Raw genomic sequence first — 16404 nt, 5'->3', positions numbered from 1 at the left:
TGGTGCGCGTGATCCTGCCGGCCTTCGACCCCGCCACCTGGGGACCGTCGCTTGATGCGGCCGTCCACTCTGTGTCTCGCGGCGAGGCGATAGTCCTTCCCACCGACACCGTCTATGGCGTCGGCGCGGATGCGTTCTCGCCGGATGCGGTGGGGCGATTGCTCGCCGCCAAGGGCCGCGACAGGCAGATGCCGCCGCCCGTCCTCATCCCTTCCGTGCGCACGGTCGACGGCCTCGCGCGCGATGTGTCAACCGCGGCACGCGCCCTGATGGACGCCTTCTGGCCGGGGCCGCTCACCGTGATCTTGCACGCACAGCCGAGCCTTGCGTGGGACCTTGGCGAGACTCAAGGCACCGTCGCGCTACGCGTGCCTAACCATGAGGCCGCACTCGCTCTCCTCGCTCGCACCGGGCCACTCGCCGTGACGAGCGCGAACCTCACGGGCAGGGCCGCGGCCACGAGCGCCGAGGAGGCGCGCGAACAACTCGGCTCGGCGGTGTCGGTGTATCTCGACGCGGGCGACAGTCCGCTCGGCGTCGCTTCGACGATCGTCGATGCCACGGGGCCCGCGCTGCGCGTCTTGAGAGACGGCGGAGTGAGTTGGGACAGGCTCGTCGAGGTGGTAGGTATTGACGCCTTTGAATCTGCCGAGGATGCCGAGTGAAGGTATACCTCGCGCTTCTCGTCATCTCGGCCCTCGTGACCTACGTGGCGACCCCCGTGATGAGGCACATCGCCATTCGCGTCGGCGCGGTGACGGCCGTGCGTGCTCGCGATGTTCACGTGGTGCCGACCGCGAGACTTGGAGGGGTTGCTGTCTTCCTTGGCCTCGCCGCCGGGCTTGGCGTGGCGTCGACGATTCCCTTTCTGAACAGGGTCTTTGAGAATTCGCATGGTGCGTGGGCGGTTCTCGGTGGTGCCGCACTGGTGTGCGCGGTGGGGGTTGCCGACGACATCTGGGACCTCGACTGGATGGCAAAACTCGCGGGCCAGATCCTCGCCGCGCTGCTGATGGCGTGGGGAGGAGTCCAACTCGTCGCCCTGCCGATTGGCGGGCGCACCATTGGCGACAGCTACCTGTCTCTCATCGCAACGGTGGTCGTGGTCGTTGTGGCCATTAATGCCGTCAACTTTGTTGACGGCCTTGACGGGCTCGCAGCCGGAGTGGTCGCCATTGGCGGCACCGCTTTCATGGTCTACACGTATTTCCTTGCGCGGGGTGCCTCGCCGGGCGACTATTCGTCGCTCGCCACCGTCATGACGGCCGTGATGGTCGGTGCATGTCTCGGCTTTCTCCCGCACAACGTCCACCCAGCGCGCATCTTCATGGGTGACTCGGGGTCGATGGTGTTGGGGCTCGTCTTCGCCGCGGCGGCCATCACCGTGACCGGCCAGATTGATACCGCCGTGTTGGGCAGACGCGAGCAGATTCCCGCGTTCTTGCCGATCCTCTTGCCGCTCGCCGTGATCGCCGTGCCACTGATCGATATGGCGCTGGCGTTCATTCGCAGACTCGGGAAGGGACAGTCGCCCTTCAAGCCGGATGCCCATCACCTTCACCACCGCCTTCTGCGGTTTGGGCACTCACACCGTTGGGCCGTCGCGGTGTTGTGGCTGTGGACCGCTGTTCTCGCCTTCGGAACCGTGTCGATGGTGTTTCTGCAGCCCCGGTACTCGGTTGGGCTACTCGTGGCCGGTTTCCTCGTCGCCACGGTGACCACGTTCTTCCCGGCGTTCAGACGCCTGGCGTGGTACATATGGCGTGGCGTCGGGGTAGCATCTGAGCCCATACGCAGGGTGACCCTGGAGACGCACACCCGGACTTCGCAGGCACCCGTCCGCGGAGCCGAGCCACGCATCGACACGGAGGCGGGGACACCCACCGCCCAGGAGGCTTCAATGCATGAGGATGCGCTGGTCTACCGGACCGCCGCGAGATGGTCGGCGGTCGCGTTGGCGATCATCGCGGTGGTGGGAGTCGTGCTCGGCGCGGTCATCGACGGACGTCGCGGAGCGGTCAGCGCGGTGGCGGCTGTGGTGGTCGCGGCCGTGTTCAGCCTGACCACCCAGATCGCCGCCTGGCAGGGTGCGCGTCGAGGACCGATGGCCTTCGTCACCTGGGTGGTGGGCACCTGGTTGCTGAAGTTCATCCTGGTTTTGGCCGCGGTGATCGCGGCTCAGCATCAAGACTGGCTCCTGAAGCCCCTGTTCGGTGCGGTGCTGCTCGGTGGGACCGTGGCGGCGCTCATTATCGACATCGTCGCGGTGGTCAAAGCACGCATTCCTTACGTCCGTCCGGAGACGGCGGCCCGGGACCATCAAGACCCGGCGGCCCGGGACCATCAAGACCCGGCGACCCGGGACCATGAGGTACGCTAAGATCCTATCCTGAACCGTCTTGGCCCCGTGGCGTGCACCCGGGGCCCCAGCCCCCGGAGTGTTTGTGCTGCCTATCTGGCCTATGCTTCGTCTTGCCACGGATACAGGCAGCGGTGGCTTCCACGGTCCGTCGATTGCCGACTTTTTCCCGACCCCGATCTGGTTTGGTGGGACGTTCGCCGAGTTCAACCGCATCATGCTGGTGCGCGTCGTCATTGCCGTGGTTTTGGTGGCGCTACTGATGCTTGCCGCGCGCAACGCCAAGGTGGTGCCGAGCCGCGGCCAGAGCATCGTCGAGATGATCTTTGCCTTCGTGCGCACGACCATTGTGGACGCCGTGCTCGGAGAGAAGGACGGGCGCAAGTACGCACCCATGCTGACGATCATGTTCGTGAGTCTGGTGGCATTCAATTTCACTGAGATCATTCCCGGTCTGAACATCCCCTCGACCGGCATCATCGCCATGCCGATGCTGCTCGCGCTGACGGTGTTGATCGTCTACATCCACGCAGGAGTGCGTCGCCACGGCGCCGTCAAGTACGCGAAGTTGTCACTGTTCCCTGCAGGGGTTCCGCTTGTGCTGAAGCCGCTCATTGCGGTCGTCGACGGGCTGCAGACGCTTGTGATCCGTCCGGGAGCGCTCACCATCCGGTTGATGATCAACATGATCGTCGGGCACTTGCTGCTTGCGTTGTCTTATGCCGCCACTGACTACTTCTGGGTGACGGCTGCCAATGGCTTCAACTACGGCTATGGCGCGCTGACGTTCGTGGGTTCGATCTTCATGACGACGCTGGAGATCTTCGTCACGATACTGCAGGCTTTCATCTTCACGATATTGTCCGCCGTCTATATCAACATGGCGTTGGCGGAAGAACACTAACCGTCCAGGCTCACTGGACACGAAAGGAAACACCATGGCAGACATCATGGCGTTGAGTGATATTGCCCTCAGCGGCAACTTGAACACGATTGGTTATGGCCTCGCGGCAATCGGCCCCGGCATCGGCATGGGCATCTTGATCGGCAAGGTTGTCGAGGGCACCGCACGTCAGCCCGAGATGGCTGGCCGCCTGCAGACCCTGATGTTCATCGGTGTGGGTCTGATCGAGATCCTTGCCTTGATCGGTATCGCGACGCCGTTCTTCCTCCCGTGATGTTGAGCAACCATCTGGTCGCTGCGGCGGCTTCCGATGCGGCCGCTCAGCCGCACAACATCTTCTTGCCGGAGATGTACGACATCTTCTGGTCGATCGTCGTCCTGCTGCTCATCGGCGGTGCGATGTACTACTACGTGTTGCCTACCTTCAAGAAGGTGCTCGACGAGCGCGCCGAACTGATCGAGGGTGGCATCTCGAAGGCCGAGGAGGCTCAGGCTCAGGCCGCGGCCGCGCTTGAGGAATACACCGCTCAGTTGCGTGTGGCGCGGGCCGAGGCGGCGAGGATTCGCGAGGATGCTCGTCACGAGGCGGGCCAGATCATCGCCGATGGTCGGGAGAAGGCCTTCCACGACGCCGAGCGCATCGCGGAGACGTCGCTCAAGCAGCTCGCCGCCGAACGCCAGCAGGCCGTTGTGACGTTGCATGCTGATATTGCGGGGCTCGCCACCGAACTGGCCTCGCGCATCGTGGGGGAGGCCCTGACGAACGACGCCAGGCAGCAGCGCGTGATTGACGGATTCCTCGACGAGCTCGAGTCGACCACGAAGGCGAAGGCGTAACACATGAGAGGGTCGAGTCAGTTAGCGCGAGACAAGGTGCTTCGTGCCTTCGACCCCGTGGCATCGGCCGCGGGCAAGGAGGGAGTGCGCCTCGCCGACGAGTTGTTCGCGGCGGTCGATGCGCTCGATCGATCCGGCTCTCTGCTTCGCGCCTTCACCGACCCAGCGCGTGACGCCTCGGACAAGGCCGACCTGGCCTCGTCCCTGTTCGCCAAGTACGACCCGCGAGTCGTGACCGTCATTTCGGACCTCGTGACTGCCCGATGGGCCGCCGGAGCCGACCTGAGCACGTCCCTCGAGGATGCGGGCGTCCTTGCCTTGCTGGCGAGTGCCCAGTCATTGGGCGTCCTGTCCACGGTCGAGGAGGAGTTGTTCCTGGTCGAGCGTGAGCTGGTGGCTCATCGCAGTCTGCTGAGTGCGCTCGGTGACCGTGCGGCGCTTGGTGAGGGTCGTGTGGGCGTTCTCCGAGACGTGCTCCAGGGCAAGGTCCACGCAGTGACCTACGCGCTCGTGGCCCGCAAGGTGAGTGCTCCGCGCGGAGCGAGACTCCTCGGCGCGGTGCGTGGCCTTGTAAAGGCCGCGGCCGAACGACGTGCCCTCATGGTGGTGAGTGTGACCGCAGCCGTGGACTTGAGTGCGGCGCAACGGACGCGTTTGGCATCGATTCTCAAGGATGCGTACGGCCACGACATGCAGGTCAACGTCGCCGTTGACCCTGAGGTGCTTGGCGGAATCAAGATCCAGGTTGGCTCCGAGGTGGTTGACGGCACCGTCGTCTCCCGCCTGGCCGACGCACGACGACGACTTGTCGGCTGACCGCCGACGTATGACGCTCGCGCCTAGCGCGGCATCGACAGGAGAGACAAGAATGGCCGAGTTGACGATCAGCCCCGATGAAATCAGGGCCGCCCTCGACGCTCATGTGAAGTCGTATGAGCCCAAGGGCGCCATTTCCGAGCAGGTTGGCACTGTCACGCTCGCGGGCGACGGCATCGCTCAGGTCGAGGGCATGCCTGGTGTCATGGCGAACGAGCTCTTGCGCTTTGAGGACGGCACGTTGGGCCTCGCGCTCAACCTCGATGTGAGCCACATCGGCGTCGTGGTCCTCGGTGAGTTCACCGGGGTTGAAGAGGGCCAGCCTGTGTATCGCACAGGTGAGGTCTTGTCGGTCAAGGTGGGTGACGGCTACTTGGGTCGCGTGGTTGACCCGCTTGGCACCCCGATCGATGGTCTCGGCGAGTTGGTCACCACGGGCCGGCGCGCGCTCGAACTCCAGGCGCCCGGCGTGATGTTCCGCAAGTCCGTGCACGAGCCGCTCCAGACGGGTCTCAAGGCGATCGACGCCATGATCCCGATCGGCCGCGGCCAGCGCCAGTTGATCATCGGCGACCGCCAGACGGGTAAGACCGCGATCGCGATCGACACGATCATCAACCAGAAGACCAACTGGGAAACGGGCGACCCCACCAAGCAGGTGCGTTGCATCTATGTGGCCATCGGTCAGAAGGGCTCGACGATCGCGGCCGTTCGCGGAGCGCTCGAGGAGGCAGGCGCCCTCGAGTACACGACGATCGTCGCCTCGCCAGCATCGGACCCCGCAGGCTTCAAGTACCTCGCCCCTTACACCGGCTCGGCTATCGGCCAGCACTGGATGTACGACGGCAAGCACGTTCTCATCGTGTTTGACGACCTGTCGAAGCAGGCCGAGGCATATCGTGCGGTGTCGCTCCTACTGCGCCGCCCGCCGGGCCGCGAGGCATACCCGGGCGACGTGTTCTATCTCCACTCCCGCCTGCTCGAGCGTTGTGCGAAGCTGTCGGACGACTTGGGCGCTGGCTCGATGACCGGTCTTCCGGTGATCGAGACCAAGGCGAACGACGTGTCGGCGTACATTCCCACCAACGTCATCTCGATCACCGACGGCCAGATCTTCTTGCAGTCGGACCTCTTCAACGCCAACCAGCGCCCCGCGGTCGACGTGGGTATCTCGGTATCCCGCGTGGGTGGTTCGGCCCAGATCAAGGCCATGAAGCAGGTCTCGGGAACGCTCAAGATCGACCTGGCTCAGTACCGTTCGCTCGAGGCCTTCGCGATGTTCGCATCCGACCTCGATGCGGCCAGCCGCCAGCAGTTGACTCGTGGTGCTCGTCTCATGGAGCTCCTCAAGCAGCCCCAGTACTCGCCGTACCCCATTGAGGACCAAGTGGTCTCGATCTGGGCCGGTACCAAAGGCAAGCTCGACAAGATCGAGCTCGGTGACGTGTTGCGGTTTGAGCGCGAGATGCTCGACCACTTGCGCCAGTCGACCAAGGTACTCGACCACATTGCCGGAACAGGCAAGTTGTCTGAAGAAGATGAGGCCGAACTCCACACGTCGGTCGACAGCTTCGTGACGACGTTCCTCACCTCCGCGAACGCCGCACTCACCACCGACACGGCGATTGAGGGCGGTGGCGACGCCGAGGTTGAACAGGCACAGATCGTCGCCCAGCGTTCAGCGAAGTCCGCGAAGAAGTAAGCCATGGGTGGTCAGCAGCGTGTCTACCGGCAGAAGATCCGGTCGACCCAGTCGCTCAAAAAGATCTTCCGTGCAATGGAGCTGATCGCAGCCTCCCGCATCGGGAAGGCGCGCGCCAGGGTGACCGCTGTGGCTCCATATTCGCACGCCATTACGAGGGCAATTTCTGCGGTGGCGGCTCACTCCGATGTCAAGCACCCGCTCACGAGCGATCGGTCGGACACCAAGAAGGTGGCCATGCTCGTGATCACCGCCGACCGTGGAATGGCGGGGGCTTATTCGGCCAACGCCATTCGTGAGGCCGAGCGTCTTCGCGAGCGCCTCGAGGCTGAGGGCCATGAAGTGGTGCAGTATGCCGCTGGTCGCAGGGGAGTGTCGTACTACACCTTCAGAAACCGCGAACTTGCGGGTCGCTGGACCGGGGACTCTGACGCTCCCGGCCACGCGGTGGCGAACGAGATCGCGGCGGAGTTGTTGCGCGCGTTCTTGGCTCCAGTCGACGAGGGCGGCGTGTGTGAGCTTCACATCGTCTTCACCCACTTCTCGTCGATGGTGAGCCAAGAACCCCGCGTGATCCGCATGCTGCCTCTGGAGATCGTGGAGGGTGTGGTCGATCCCGGCGACGAAATTTCGCCGCTCTATGCGTTCGAGCCGGACGCCCAAGAGGTTCTCGATGAGTTGCTGCCGCGCTACATCGAGTCGCGCATCTATAACTGCCTGTTGCAGGCCGCAGCATCCGAGCTTGCCAACCGCCAGTCCGCCATGAACACGGCGGTCACCAACGCAGAAGACATCGTGCGTAAGTACACCAGGCTCGCCAACTCGGCGCGCCAATCCGAAATCACCCAGGAAATCAGCGAGATCGTGTCGGGCGCGGACGCGCTCGCCGCCTCCTGACCGGAAGAGAGCACCTCATGACTCCCACCGCCAAGACCGCGGCGACCACCGCAGCGAAGAAGCCGGCATCGAGCCGTTCGGGTTCCTCGGCCACGCCCGCGCACGATGCGGTCGTTACCGGCCGCGTCGCCAGGGTGATCGGCCCCGTCGTCGACATCGAATTCCCGGGCGATGCGTTGCCAGACATGTATAGCGCGCTCACCACGACAATCGACCTGAGGGCGCAGGGCGAGGACGAGGGCGTCATGCACATGACGCTCGAGGTCGCACAGCACCTCGGCGACAACATGATTCGCGCGATCGCGCTCAAGCCGACCGATGGCCTTGTGCGCGGCGCCATCGTCGTTGACACCGGCGCGCCGATCTCGGTTCCCGTCGGCGACGTGACCCTGGGTCACGTCTGGAACGTGACGGGCGAGCTCCTCAACGGCAAGCCCGGCGAGAAGGTCGAGATCACCGAGCGCTGGCCCATCCACCGCAGGCCGCCGGCCTTCGACCAGCTCGAGTCGAAGACGCAGATGTTCGAGACGGGCATCAAGGTCATCGACCTGCTCACGCCCTACGTCATGGGTGGAAAGATCGGCCTCTTCGGCGGCGCGGGCGTCGGCAAGACGGTCCTGATCCAGGAAATGATCTACCGCGTTGCCAACAACCACAACGGCGTGTCGGTGTTCGCCGGTGTGGGTGAGCGCACCCGTGAGGGCAACGACCTCATCACGGAAATGACCGAGTCCGGCGTGATCAAGCAGACCGCGCTTGTGTTCGGCCAGATGGACGAGCCGCCGGGCACGCGTCTTCGCGTCGCACTGTCTGCGCTGACGATGGCGGAGTACTTCCGCGACGAGCAGAAGCAGGACGTGCTGCTGTTCATCGACAACATCTTCCGTTTCACGCAGGCGGGTTCCGAGGTGTCGACCCTGCTGGGCCGCATGCCGTCTGCCGTGGGTTATCAGCCCAACCTGGCGGACGAGATGGGTCAGCTTCAGGAGCGCATCACGTCCACGCGTGGCCACTCGATCACGTCGCTGCAGGCCATCTATGTGCCCGCGGACGACTACACCGACCCCGCCCCCGCCACGACGTTTGCGCACCTCGATGCCACGACGGAACTCAGCCGCGAGATCGCCTCGCGCGGCCTCTACCCCGCAGTCGACCCGCTCGCCTCGACGTCGCGCATCCTCGACCCGCGCTACGTGGGCAAGGACCACTACGAGACCGCCAACTCGGTCAAGTCGATCCTGCAGCGCAACAAGGAACTCCAGGACATCATCGCGATCCTGGGTGTCGACGAGTTGTCCGAAGAGGACAAGATCATCGTGGCCCGTGCGCGCAAGATCCAGCAGTTCCTGTCGCAGAACACGTACATGGCGACGCAGTTCACCGGCGTGCCAGGTTCGACCGTTCCCCTCGACGAGACCGTGACGGCGTTCAAGGCCATCACGGAGGGCGCCTACGACCACATCTCGGAGCAGGCCTTCTTCAACATCGGCGGTCTGGAAGACCTCGAGAAGAACTGGGCTCGCATCCAAAAGGAGATGAGCTAGTTTATGGCGCTGTCCGTCGACATCGTCGCCCCCGACCGCACGCTGTGGGTCGGTGAGGCGTCGTTCGTCAGCGCGCCGAGCGTCGAGGGTTCGATCGGGCTGCTGCCGGGTCACGAGCCGATCCTTTCGGTGCTCGCGGCTGGGCGTATCAAGGTCGTCGAGCTGGGTGGCGAAGACCTCTTCATCGACGTCCTGAGCGGATTCATCTCGTTTGACCACGACGTCGTCACGATCGTGGCCGAACCCGTCGCGACCGCTTAGCGCACCGCGCCGTGCGGGTCGTCATCGCGCGTTGCTCCGCCCGATACTCGGGCCGGCTCAACGCGCACCTGCCGACCGCGACCAGGGCCATCATGGTCAAGGCCGATGGCTCGGTGCTCCTGCACTCAGACGGCGGCTCGTACAAGCCGCTCAACTGGATGAGCCCTCCGTGCACGACGCGCGTCGTCGGCGACGTGGACGACGCCGACGGCGTGGGTGTAGTGGAGCGGTGGGTCGTTCAGCACGACAAGACGGACGACCGCTTGGAGATCGATCTCTACGAGGTGTTTGCCGACACCGAGCACGAACTCGGGGTCGACCCTGGCCTCGTGAAGGATGGCGTCGAGGCTCACCTGCAGGCGCTCATGGCGGAACAGATTGTCGTGCTGGGTGCGGGCCACACGCTCGTGCGCAGGGAGTACCCTACGGCGATCGGCCCCGTCGACATTTTGGCGAGGGACGCGATCGGCAGGGCCGTCGCCGTGGAGATCAAGCGCAGGGGCGACATCGACGGAGTCGAGCAGCTCACTCGCTATCTGGAGTTGCTGAACAGGGACCCGCTCCTATCTCCCGTGGTCGGCGTGTTCGCGGCCCAAGAGATCAAGCCCCAAGCAAGGGTGCTTGCCGAGGACAGGGGCATCCGTTGCCTTGTGCTCGATTACGACGCGATGCGTGGCATCGACAACGCCCACACCAGACTGTTTTAGGGATCGCCCAGGCGCCCAACCGCGAGCGGACACCGGAATCGAAACGTTTCGGTAGACTCTCCGCCATGACCTCTTCTCAGTTCCCGGACGGCTTCCTCTTTGGCGCCTCAACCGCGTCCTACCAAATCGAAGGCGGGGTGGCCGAGGGCGGCAGGCTCCCGAGCATCTGGGACACGTTCTCGCACACTCCCGGTCTCACGTTTGAGGGCGACACCGGCGACGTGGCATGCGACCACTTCCACCGCTACGTCGACGACATTCAGGCGATGGCCGATCTGGGCCTGACCGCGTACCGGTTCTCGATGGCGTGGCCTCGCATTCGCCCCACGGGTGATGGGGAATTCAACGACGAGGGTTTTGCCTTTTACCACCGCATCCTCGACGAGCTCGAGAAGCATGGCATTGAGCCCCTGGTGACGCTGTACCACTGGGACCTTCCCCAGCCGCTCGAAGACCTGGGAGGCTGGCCCGAGCGTGCGACGGTCGATCGTTTTGTCGAGTACGCGCGCCGCACCGTCGAGGAATTCAAGGACCGCGTCACCTACTGGACGACCTTCAACGAGCCGTGGTGCACCGCCTTCCTCGGATACTCGTCTGGAGCCCACGCGCCCGGCCGCAGCGAACCCGCGGTATCGCTCGCGGCGGCACACCACCTGAACCTTGCACATGGCCTGGCCTACGCGGCGATCAAGGAGGTCAAGCCCGACGCGAAGGTCAGCATCGTGCTCAACTCTCACCTGCCTCGTCCGTGGAACCCGGCGGACCCCCGCGACGTCGAGGCGTCGGAGAAGATCGACGCACTGGCTAACCGCATCTTCATCGACCCGTTCACGGTGGGCGAGTACCCCGCGGATCTCATGGCCTTCACGTCGGATCTCACCGACTGGTCTTTCGTGCAGGACGGCGACCTCGACGCGATCAAGGGCACTCTCGACCTCGTCGGCGTCAACTACTACTCGAGCCACATCGTCAGGCACCACGCGGGTCCGCCGAGCAATTCGGGAGAAGACGGTCACAAGTCCACGATCCACCGCTGTTGGCCTGGGGCTGACGACGTCGAGTTCATGCCGCTCATTGGCAAGCGCACCACGATGAACTGGAACGTCGACCCCAGCGGATTCCACGCGCACCTCATGCGCATGCACCGAGAGTTTGGGCTCCCCATCATCGTCACCGAGAATGGCGCATCGTGGCAGGACGAGGTCAGCGAGGACGGACGCATCCGTGACGCAGACCGCTACACCTATCTCCACGACCACATGGAGGCGCTCCTACTTGCCGTTGCGGAGGGTGCCGACATCCGCGGCTATATGGCGTGGAGCCTCATGGACAACTTCGAATGGGCCTACGGATACTCCAAGCGCTTCGGTCTATTGAGGGTTGACTACAACACTCAGGCCCGGACTTGGAAGGATTCCGCGTATTGGTACGCCGAGACCATTGCAAACCGTGCACTTACCCCCGTTGTGGGGGTAGAGTTGCTACCAGAGACGCCCCCACGGGTCTATTAAATGTCCGGCGCCGCACCCACCCCCCCCTCGGGCGCGGCGCCGGCGCCTTTTCCCCCACAAGCGGTCAGCGCGTGCCGACACCTTTCGTAGACTCGAACCATGCCCTCGAAGAGACGCTCCACCAAGCGCCCCTACGGGCAACCGCATCAGGAACTTGATCTGGACAGGGTCCAAGGCAGTTTCGGGGCACGCCGGGAGACCGGTCCGGGTGGCGAGGAATACCTCGTTGCGGTGCCGCGGCCTTCCGAAAAGGTCTATACCTGTCCCGCTTGCGGCCGCGACATCCCCGGCAGTCTGCAACACGTCGTGGCCTGGGCTGCGGACGGGATCTTTGGTGCAGAGGTCGCGAGTGACGAGCGGCGACACTGGCACAGGAACTGCTGGGAAACCTTTGGGAGGCAACGTGGCTGACACCGAGATCGGTGCCATGACGGTGCTACCCGCGCATCGCGAAGAGATCGAGATCGTCACTGAGGATGGACTCACCTTGGTAGGAGAGCTCGCTCTTCCCGCTTCCGGTCGCATCGCCGCCACCCTGATCACCTTGCACCCGCTGCCCACCCACGGCGGATTCATGGACTCGCACGTCTTGCGCAAGGCCGCATGGCGCCTTCCCGCGCTCGCCGACATCGCCGTGTTGCGATTCAATACGCGCGGCACGTCCTCTCCGCGCGGAACGTCTGAGGGCCAGTTCGACGAGGGAGTGGGCGAAGCCGCCGATGTGCGGGCTGCGGTGAGCTTTGCGGTTGACAGGGGATTGCCCCACCGTTGGCTCCTCGGGTGGAGCTTCGGGACCGAGCTCGCGCTGATGTACGGCGCGGAGATGGAAGTCGAGGGCGCGGTCCTCCTGTCCCCACCACTGAGCCGCGCCACCGCGCCCAACCTCGAAGGCTGGGCGAGGAGCGGCAAGCCCGTCACGGTTCTTGTTCCCGAGTACGACGACTATCTGCCGCCTGAGCTTGCCGTTCCCGCGTTCGCGCCGCTCACCGGAGCTCGCGTGATTGCGGTCCCTGGAGCCAAGCACCTGTGGGTGGGGGAGAAGTACGTCAGAATTGTTCTGGACTACATCGTCGACGCCGTGGCTCCGGGTGCGGGGCCACTTCCCACGACCGTGCCCACCGAGTTTGTCACGGCCCTTGGAGGCCCCTCATGACCGCACGAAGCGCGAACGTCCCGCTCGTCTTCCTCAACGCGTTCCCTCTCGATAGTGAGCAGTGGGAGCCACTGCTGGCGGTCCTCGATGCGCCCGTCGGCGACATCATCACGTTCGACCCGCCCGGGATCGGCGAGATGCCCGCGACTGAAGAGGACCCCTCACTCGAACTCATCGCCGATGCGGCAGTCGCGGCCATGCGTGAGGCGACCGGATCGGTAGATGCGTTGTGGGTTGGCTGCTCGATGGGTGGCTACGTCGCCATGGCGATTCTCGAGAGGCACCCCGATGCCGTGGCAGGGATCGGGTTGCTCGCTACGCGAGCCGTCGCCGATTCCGACGCAACCAAGGCGCGGCGCCTCGAGGCCGCCACGGCGGCGATGGCGCACGATGGCCTAGTGGACCCCGAGGACACCGCTCGCGGGCTCCTGGGGGCCTTCAGCGGCGAGAGAGAGTCGCTTGTGCACTCGACGTCGGCCAACGTGGCGCGCCAGCGAGGCGAAGGCGTTGCCTGGTGTCAATTGGCCATGGCCTCACGTCCGTCCCGGCTCGAGGTTCTGCGCGGCGCCGACGTGCCCGCGTTCGTTGCGAGGGGTGACCAGGACGGCCTCACATCGGACGACGATGCCGCGGCGATGGCCGACGCGCTCGGCGTCGAACTCACGCGCATCGGCGCCGCAGGCCATCTGCTGGCCATGGAGGCTCCCGAGGCGGTTGCGCGCCTCATCGGCGCGCTGGCGACGGCGGCCAACGAGTAGCGCGAGCCGGACTAGTAGCCGCCGTTGCCTGCCGCGAGCCGCTTCGCAAGGGACTCGGTCAACGGCATCGATTCCCCGTCCCTAGCGCCCCTGCCGATCTCCAGGGGCGCAGGCGAGGGCTCCAGAGTCACGCCCCTGAGGCGCTCCTTGATTCCACCCGGAGCGTGGAGCAAATAGAAGTGTCCATCGACGCTGATCCCGACGCTGTGGTCCCTCTTGATGTACCAACCGGTGATGTTGGTGCGCATCATCGAGCGGCCCGAGTAGGGGCGCGCAGAGAGCCGCTCCGGAAGGATCCCCGCAGCGTGAGCGTCGCGAGCGAAGCCCTGGATGAGAACGGCGGCCTTTGCGTTCTCTGAGTCGCGAAGCCTGTCGAGGCGCGCCGCCAACTCGAAAGCGTTCCTATCGCGTTCCTCTGTCACAACACTTCTCTGCCGTGCTCATTGCTCGTCTTCAGCTGGCTCGACCGCGACATCCTTCGCCGCACGGTCCTTCACCAGCTTGGATGCAGCCGCGAGGTTGTGGATCGGGTCTGCCGAGAGCAACGACCGGAGGTCGTCGAGGTAGGAGGTGATCGACTCACGCTGCGTATTGAGTTCGTCGACCTCCTTGTTCGCGAGTGAGCGCTCGCGTTCGGCATCGGTCACGGCCTCGGAGATGATCGTCTCCGCGTGCTCGCGGGCGCCGGAGACAATGTCGTCCGCGTTGTGCCTCGCGTTGCTGAGAAGTGTGCGCGCGTGCTCCTCCGCATCGCGACGGGCCTGTTCGGCACGCTCGAGGGCCTCGGCGAGTCGCGCCTCCGCGTCGTCCGCACGCGTGCGGGCCTCGGCCACCATGGCGTCCGTTTCCGCTTTGGCGGCCGCGTGGCGCTCGGACAGCTCCTTTTGGGAGGACTCGCGACGCTGAGCAACCTCGACCTGCAGGTCCTCGCGCGTGCGTCGGGCGTCTTCCTTTGCGGCCTCCGCTTCGGCGAAGGCATCGCCGCGCACACGCTCGGACTCGGACTTCGCCGCGTCGAGCGTCGTCGACGACTCGCCCTTGGCTTGCTCCAGCAACGAGGCCGCTTCGGCACCCGCTTGCTCGCGCAGTTGCTTGATTTCGGCGGCGACTTGGGCTCGCAGGCTCGCCGCGTCTGCCTCCGCGCGCTTACGCAGGTCGGTCGTGTCGTTGTCTGTCCGGAGCCGCGTTTGTGCGTCGTAGTGGTCTGCCGCCGCCTTGGTTTCGGCGTGGTACTGATCCGCGTCGGCGGTCGTGTCCGCGTGGTACTGGTCGGCCTCGATGAACCTTGCGCCGTGGTACTGGTCGGCCTCGGCCACCTTGGTGGAGAAGTAGCGCTCTGCGGCGGTAGTGCGTTCTGTGTGAACGCGATGAGCCTCGGCGACCTTTGCCTCGTGAAGTTCGTCGGCCTCGGCGGTCTTGGTGGAGAAGTAGCGGTCCGCCTCGTTGACCTTCGCCCCATGAAGCTCGTCGGCCTCCGCGGTCTTGGCGGAGAAGTAGCGGTCTGCCTCGTTGACCTTCGCCCCATGAAGCTCGTCGGCCTCCGCGGTCTTGGTGGAGAAGTAGCGGTCTGCCTCGGTGACCTTCGCCCCATGAAGTTCGTCGGCCTCGGCGGTCTTGGCGGAGAAGTAGCGGTCTGCCTCGTTGACCTTCGCCCCATGAAGCTCGTCGGCCTCCGCGGTCTTGGTGGAGAAGTAGCGGTCTGCCTCGGTGACCTTCGCCCCATGAAGTTCGTCGGCCTCGGCGGTCTTGGCGGAGAAGTAGCGATCGGCCGTTGAGGTGCGTTCCTGGTGGTAGCGATCTGCCTCGGTGACCTTCGCGGAGTAGAACTCGTCGGCGGCGGAGAGGGTGGCCGCGTGGTGCTGGGCGGCCTCCGCCTTGAGGTTTTCCGCTTCGGATTGGGCGCTCGACAGCGCCTGAGCGGCCTGTCGCTTGCCTGCGGCGAGTGCCGAAGCGGCCTGCTTGTCGGCATCGGCCCTGATGGCCGCGGCTTCGCGCTGAAGAACTGTGGCCTCGTCGGTGGCGGCGGCGACGACGTTTGCGGCCTGGGTGGCGGCCGATTCAACTTGGTCGGCTGCATCTTGAGCGAGCTGTGCTGCGTCGACTCCCGCTGCCGCGAGCGCCTGCTGGGCCTCGTCGCGGAGCCTTTGGGCCTCGATTCGCGCTGCGGACAGGGTGCTGTCGGCCTCGGCGCGAGCCGCTTCAACGAGTTCCGTCGCTTCGCGTTGGCTCGCCACGCGAAGCTCGGTAATCTCACGCTCGCCGGTGGCGCGCAGGGAGTGAATCTCGCGCTCGGCGCCAGTGCGCTTTTCGGAAACCTCGGCGTCGAGCGACGACGCAATTCGTTCGGCTTCGCGGTTGGCCTTCGCGAGCAATTCGCTTGACTGGCGTTCGACGGCCTCACGCGTCGAGAGCGCCTCGGCCTCCGCCGACGTTTTGATCTCCTCGGCCTCGCGTCGGGACTGGGCGAGGATCTCCGAAACCTCGTTATCGGCGCGTGCCCGTAGCTGCTGTGCGGCGACGTTGGCGCGTGCGATCGTGTCCTGAGCGTGCGTGTTGGCGCGGTTGACAACGTCAGCCGACTGCTCTTCTGCGGACCTCAGCAGGTGCTCAACGCGTGCCCCGAGCCCCTTGTACGTCGGCTGGTCGCTCTCGCTGAGAGTCTCTTTGGCATTGTCGAGTGCTGCGCGTGCTTCGGCCGCCTGCTTGCGTGCTTTGTCTGCTTCAGCGTGCTCGTGAGCGACAGAGTCCTCAAGCCTCTTCACGTGCGCAGCGACCGCATCGCGGTCGTATCCACGCATCGCGACGGGGAAAGGAAGCAAATCGTCGGCCATCGGTTCTCCTCATCGCAGGGCCTCAGCGTCACCCCACACTAGTAGGGGCACCCGGGGGAAACAAAGCCACAAACGGAGGGTCATGAGCGTTGTCTCCTAGACTGTACGCCGACGAACGGAGAAT

At 64.9% G+C, this 16404-nt stretch carries 17 protein-coding genes; 15 read left to right on the top strand and 2 right to left on the bottom strand.

What is annotated here, in order from left to right:
- Positions 1 to 2 precede the first annotated feature (2 nt).
- From BKA03_RS11275 to BKA03_RS11205, 15 genes are all read left to right on the top strand, one after another.
- Positions 3 to 665, top strand: a complete 663-nt coding sequence (locus BKA03_RS11275) for an L-threonylcarbamoyladenylate synthase (RefSeq protein WP_083971072.1) — start codon at positions 3 to 5, stop codon at positions 663 to 665.
- A complete protein-coding gene (locus BKA03_RS15575) occupies positions 662 to 2380 on the top strand; it encodes a Cg1360 family ATP-synthase-associated protein (RefSeq protein WP_083971071.1) in 1719 nt (572 codons plus the stop codon). Before BKA03_RS11275 ends, BKA03_RS15575 begins: the two co-directional genes overlap by 4 nt.
- Positions 2381 to 2462: 82 nt before the next feature.
- On the top strand, positions 2463 to 3263 hold the full coding sequence (gene atpB / locus BKA03_RS11265; protein ID WP_062074032.1) for a F0F1 ATP synthase subunit A: 801 nt from the start codon (positions 2463 to 2465) through the stop codon (positions 3261 to 3263).
- Between the two features lie 34 nt (positions 3264 to 3297).
- Positions 3298 to 3537 carry a F0F1 ATP synthase subunit C gene (gene atpE, locus BKA03_RS11260; RefSeq protein WP_062074031.1) on the top strand — a complete coding sequence of 80 codons (240 nt, stop codon included), beginning with the start codon at positions 3298 to 3300 and terminating at the stop codon, positions 3535 to 3537.
- Positions 3537 to 4100 (top strand): F0F1 ATP synthase subunit B, encoded by a 564-nt coding sequence (locus BKA03_RS11255; RefSeq protein WP_083971068.1) that lies wholly within the window; start codon positions 3537 to 3539, stop codon positions 4098 to 4100. The genes atpE and BKA03_RS11255 overlap by 1 nt, the downstream gene beginning before the upstream one ends.
- A gap of 3 nt (positions 4101 to 4103) precedes the next feature.
- On the top strand, positions 4104 to 4916 hold the full coding sequence (locus BKA03_RS11250; RefSeq protein WP_083971066.1) for a F0F1 ATP synthase subunit delta: 813 nt from the start codon (positions 4104 to 4106) through the stop codon (positions 4914 to 4916).
- 52 nt (positions 4917 to 4968) lie between these two features.
- On the top strand, positions 4969 to 6618 hold the full coding sequence (gene atpA, locus BKA03_RS11245) for a F0F1 ATP synthase subunit alpha (RefSeq protein ID WP_062074029.1): 1650 nt from the start codon (positions 4969 to 4971) through the stop codon (positions 6616 to 6618).
- A gap of 3 nt (positions 6619 to 6621) precedes the next feature.
- A complete protein-coding gene (locus BKA03_RS11240; RefSeq protein ID WP_062074028.1) occupies positions 6622 to 7515 on the top strand; it encodes a F0F1 ATP synthase subunit gamma in 894 nt (297 codons plus the stop codon).
- Positions 7516 to 7532: 17 nt separating this feature from the next.
- Positions 7533 to 9059 carry a F0F1 ATP synthase subunit beta gene (atpD, locus tag BKA03_RS11235; protein WP_083971064.1) on the top strand — a complete coding sequence of 509 codons (1527 nt, stop codon included), beginning with the start codon at positions 7533 to 7535 and terminating at the stop codon, positions 9057 to 9059.
- 3 nt (positions 9060 to 9062) lie between these two features.
- Positions 9063 to 9320: a F0F1 ATP synthase subunit epsilon gene (locus BKA03_RS11230; protein ID WP_062074027.1), complete on the top strand. Its 258-nt coding sequence runs from the start codon at positions 9063 to 9065 to the stop codon at positions 9318 to 9320.
- An 11-nt stretch (positions 9321 to 9331) separates the two neighbouring features.
- Entirely contained in the window at positions 9332 to 10027 is a 696-nt protein-coding gene (gene nucS / locus BKA03_RS11225; protein WP_062074026.1) for an endonuclease NucS, read from the top strand.
- Between the two features lie 65 nt (positions 10028 to 10092).
- On the top strand, positions 10093 to 11538 hold the full coding sequence (locus tag BKA03_RS11220) for a GH1 family beta-glucosidase (RefSeq protein ID WP_062074025.1): 1446 nt from the start codon (positions 10093 to 10095) through the stop codon (positions 11536 to 11538).
- 99 nt (positions 11539 to 11637) lie between these two features.
- Complete coding sequence (locus BKA03_RS11215) at positions 11638 to 11949, top strand: Rv1322 family protein (RefSeq protein ID WP_083971062.1); 312 nt, start codon at positions 11638 to 11640, stop codon at positions 11947 to 11949.
- 16 nt (positions 11950 to 11965) lie between these two features.
- On the top strand, positions 11966 to 12691 hold the full coding sequence (locus BKA03_RS11210) for an alpha/beta hydrolase (protein WP_238579377.1): 726 nt from the start codon (positions 11966 to 11968) through the stop codon (positions 12689 to 12691).
- Positions 12688 to 13449, top strand: coding sequence for an alpha/beta fold hydrolase (locus BKA03_RS11205; protein WP_062074023.1), 762 nt, complete (start codon positions 12688 to 12690; stop codon positions 13447 to 13449). Before BKA03_RS11210 ends, BKA03_RS11205 begins: the two co-directional genes overlap by 4 nt.
- Positions 13450 to 13460: 11 nt before the next feature.
- Here BKA03_RS11205 and BKA03_RS11200 read toward each other — a convergent pair whose 3' ends face one another.
- Together BKA03_RS11200 and BKA03_RS11195 are read right to left on the bottom strand one after the other, a co-directional pair.
- Positions 13461 to 13871 carry a hypothetical protein gene (locus BKA03_RS11200; protein WP_062074022.1) on the bottom strand — a complete coding sequence of 137 codons (411 nt, stop codon included), beginning with the start codon at positions 13869 to 13871 and terminating at the stop codon, positions 13461 to 13463.
- An 18-nt stretch (positions 13872 to 13889) separates the two neighbouring features.
- Entirely contained in the window at positions 13890 to 16280 is a 2391-nt protein-coding gene (locus BKA03_RS11195) for a hypothetical protein (RefSeq protein ID WP_062074021.1), read from the bottom strand.
- Between the last annotated feature and the right edge of the window lie 124 nt (positions 16281 to 16404).

It is taken from the genome of Demequina lutea (assembly GCF_013409005.1).
GTDB classification, from domain to species: domain Bacteria; phylum Actinomycetota; class Actinomycetes; order Actinomycetales; family Demequinaceae; genus Demequina; species Demequina lutea.
Note: the sequence above shows the minus strand (reverse complement) of the source record. Positions and strands in the feature narration are given on the sequence as shown.